Raw genomic sequence first — 3,611 nt, 5'->3', positions numbered from 1 at the left:
GTTTACGTGTTTTTTTAAAACGTAAATTGTTAATAGGGTGGCTGAATAGTTACGAATTATTAATCTTTATAGATACTTTTTCTATGACCTACTTTGAGAATTAGTATTTTAAGGATTTCATTTTGTATTTCAAAGATAATACGATAATCACCAACGCGTAATCTATAATATGGAGCATTTACCAGTTTTGTCACATTATGATATGGATTTTCACTAAGTTTTGATACTTTTTTGAAAATACGTTTTGCAACAAGACGATCTAATTTTTTAAGTTCGTTTGCCGCTGATTCTGACCAGATAATTTGAAATTGCATCAAAATCCCAAATCTTTCGCTAATTTCTCATGTGTAACAAACTTGCCACTTTCAATCTCTCTTAATGCTGATTCTATTTCTAATCTTGTCTTCTCATTGAGTTCTTGGACATCTTCAATAAGCCTCTCAAGAACATCATTATATGTTTCCCTTTCAAAAATTTTCATTTGATTCAATGTTGCTTTTATGTCTTCTTTTATTTGAATCGTTGTAACCATGATATCAAAATTAGTTTTAATACACTTATAGATTACTATAGGCTAATATTTATTATTATAGATTGTTACAAAACAAAAGGTGGATAACTGGGAACGAAAGTTATTTCTGTTGAAATGGAATCCTGCGTCTCCATTGGAAAAAATGAACCGTTAGAAATGTAAATCCATGAGCATCCAGAAAGATGCCCTGCAATTCTATTACAGGGTAGTCCTTGACTTTTAGTATTTAAGGTATTGAGGAAAAATGTTCCATTTACATTCTTTATGCGAAGAATCCAATAGATAGCATTACTACCCGCTTATTCTTGCAAAGAAGCTAATCTTTTAATTACAGAAAGACTATGTAAATAGTGTAGTGATTACCATGCGATTTGATAGATTTACAATAAAAGCACAGGAAGCATTTGCTGATGCCCAGAACCTAACACTTGATCTTAATCAACAGCAGCTGGATGTAGAGCATCTCTTGCTGGCATTGATTAACCAGAAAGAAGGGCTTACCCTCCAGATCCTTCATCGATTGGGTGTCAACGTACCGGGAATAACCGGCCAGCTGGAAGAAGAGATGCAAAAGCTTCCAAAAGTAGCAGGTGGGGGGCAGCTCTACATGTCCCAGCGGATCAATGACTTGGTTGAAGCAGCATTTAGTGAGATGAAACAGCTAAAAGATGAATTCCTTAGCACTGAACATCTGCTCCTGGCAATAGCTGATGAGAAACATGGCATATCATCACGGATCTTAAAAGAGAATGGAGTATCAAAGGATGGGCTCTTTAAAGCACTCAAGGAGGTCAGGGGTTCTTCCAGGGTCACTGACCAGAATCCTGAAGAGAAATACCAGGCGCTGCAAAAGTACGGCCGGGACCTCACTGAACTGGCATCACAGGGAAAACTGGACCCTGTAATCGGGCGGGATAACGAAATACGCAGGGTACTCCAGGTGCTCTCCCGCAGGACCAAGAACAACCCTGTGCTGATAGGCGAACCAGGTGTGGGAAAAACCGCAATCGCAGAAGGACTGGCCCTGCGGATATTTGCAGGGGATGTACCAGAGACAATCAGGGATAAAAAAGTGGTTGCTCTTGATATGGGTGCTCTGGTAGCAGGTACCAAGTTCAGGGGTGAGTTCGAGGAGCGGTTGAAGGCAGTGATCAAAGAGATACAGGATTCTGAAGGGAAGATCATCCTTTTCATTGATGAACTGCACACCATTGTGGGTGCCGGGGCAGCCGAAGGATCAATTGATGCCTCAAATCTCCTAAAACCTGCCCTGGCCAGGGGAGAGCTGCGGGCCATCGGTGCCACTACGCTGGACGAGTACAGAAAGTACATTGAAAAGGATGCTGCACTTGAGCGCAGGTTCCAGCCCGTACTGGTGGACGAGCCCACAGTGGATGAGACCATATCCATCCTGCGGGGACTGATCGAGAAATATGAGGTTCACCACGGTGTCAGGATCCAGGATTCGGCACTTGTGGCAGCAGCTGTGCTGTCCCATCGCTATATCACGGACCGGTTCTTACCTGACAAGGCCATTGACCTGATCGATGAGGCCGCATCAAAGCTCAGGATCGAGATAGACAGCATGCCTGCAGAACTGGATGATGCCGAGCGGAAGATCAGGCAGCTTGAGATCGAGCGCCAGGCTGTGAAAAAGGAAAAGGATGATTACTCAAAGGAGCGCCTGGAGAAGATCGAAAAGGAACTATCTGACCTGAAAGAGCAGAGCAGCCAGATGAAAGCTCACTGGCAGCTTGAAAAGGATACAATCCAGGTTATTAGGAGAATTAAAGGCGATATCGAGAAGGCCAGGATGGACTCCGAGAAGGCAGAACATGAAGGAAATCTGGAAAGGGCGTCTGAACTCAGGTACGGGGTCCTGCTGAACCTTCAAAAGGAGCTGGAAGTTGAAAATACAAAACTTGTAGAACTTCAAAAGGACCAGAAAATGCTCAAGGAAGAGGTGGATGAGGAGGACATAGCAGAAGTAGTGTCCAACTGGACACATATACCGGTGAGCAAGATGCTGGAAGGTGAGATGCAAAAACTGGTACATATGGAAGACCGCATCAGGCTGCGTGTAGTGGGGCAGGATGAGGCAATTTCTGCTGTTGCCAACGCTGTGCGAAGGGGCAGGGCCGGCATCTCAGATATCAACCGTCCTACAGGTTCGTTCATGTTCCTGGGTCCTACGGGAGTGGGGAAGACAGAGCTGGGCAGGGCACTGGCCGAATTCCTGTTCGATGATGAGGCCGCTATGGTCAGGCTGGATATGAGTGAGTATATGGAAAAGCACACTGTTGCACGGCTTATCGGTGCGCCGCCCGGATATGTGGGATATGAGGAAGGTGGCCAGCTTACAGAAGCTGTGAGGCGGCGACCGTATTCGGTAATATTGTTGGATGAGATTGAAAAGGCACATCCGGATGTGTTCAATCTAATGCTTCAGATCCTGGATGACGGCAGGCTCACTGACGGGCACGGGCGCACCGTGGATTTCAAGAATACCGTGATTATCATGACATCCAATATTGGCAGCCAGTGGATAGTCGAACATGGCGATGATGAAGTAGAGATGAAAAATAAGGTGATGGAGGCAGTGCGGGTTCAATTCAGGCCAGAGTTCCTGAACCGGCTTGATGATATCATAATGTTCCATCAGTTAAAGCTGCCAGAAATCTTGAAGATAGTGGATATCCAGTTGAGCCTGTTGAGTAAACGCCTGAAAGAGAGGAAAATAGAGATTGTTTTAACTGAAAATGCCAAGGATTTCGTAGCCCGGACAGGATTTGATCCCACTTATGGTGCACGGCCTCTTAAACGTACCATCCAGCAAAAGATCCTGGACCCACTGGCAATGAAGATACTGAACAGGGAGTTCGGTGAAGGGGATACCATTGAAGCAGATGTGGATAATGCTGAGATAGTATTTAACAAAGAGGAAAATAATTAGGTGGTCGAGTAGGGCTCATAGCGCACCTCTTTCTAGGGTAATATCCCCAAGGTTACTATGAGCCCCCTCACAGAACCGGACTTGCGACTTTCATCACATCCGGCTCACGCGTTTCATAACCCTTTC

The 3,611-nt window shown here is 44.8% G+C and carries 3 protein-coding genes; 1 reads left to right on the top strand and 2 read right to left on the bottom strand.

All coding sequences use genetic code 11. The features are described 5' to 3' along the window. Positions 1-59: 59 nt before the first annotated feature. Positions 60-314 carry a type II toxin-antitoxin system RelE/ParE family toxin gene (locus IBX40_12005; protein MBE0525035.1) on the bottom strand — a complete coding sequence of 85 codons (255 nt, stop codon included), beginning with the start codon at positions 312-314 and terminating at the stop codon, positions 60-62. Then, positions 314-532, bottom strand: coding sequence for a hypothetical protein (locus tag IBX40_12000; GenBank protein ID MBE0525034.1), 219 nt, complete (start codon positions 530-532; stop codon positions 314-316). The genes IBX40_12005 and IBX40_12000 overlap by 1 nt, the downstream gene beginning before the upstream one ends. A 364-nt stretch (positions 533-896) precedes the next feature. Between IBX40_12000 and clpB the strand changes: the two genes are divergently transcribed. After that, the gene (gene clpB / locus IBX40_11995; GenBank protein MBE0525033.1) at positions 897-3,485 is read left to right on the top strand and encodes an ATP-dependent chaperone ClpB; all 2,589 of its coding nucleotides are present in this window, start codon (positions 897-899) and stop codon (positions 3,483-3,485) included. Positions 3,486-3,611 lie beyond the last annotated feature (126 nt).

The organism is Methanosarcinales archaeon (genome assembly GCA_014859725.1).
Lineage (GTDB): Archaea > Halobacteriota > Methanosarcinia > Methanosarcinales > Methanocomedenaceae > Kmv04.
Note: the sequence above shows the minus strand (reverse complement) of the source record. Positions and strands in the feature narration are given on the sequence as shown.

Excerpts from the sequence above, each read along its gene's own strand:
- IBX40_12005 (MBE0525035.1), bottom strand. The coding sequence starts at position 314 with ATGCAATTTCAAATTATCTGGTCAGAATCAGCGGCAAACGAACTTAAA.
- IBX40_12000 (MBE0525034.1), bottom strand. The coding sequence starts at position 532 with ATGGTTACAACGATTCAAATAAAAGAAGACATAAAAGCAACATTGAAT.
- clpB (MBE0525033.1), top strand. The coding sequence starts at position 897 with ATGCGATTTGATAGATTTACAATAAAAGCACAGGAAGCATTTGCTGAT.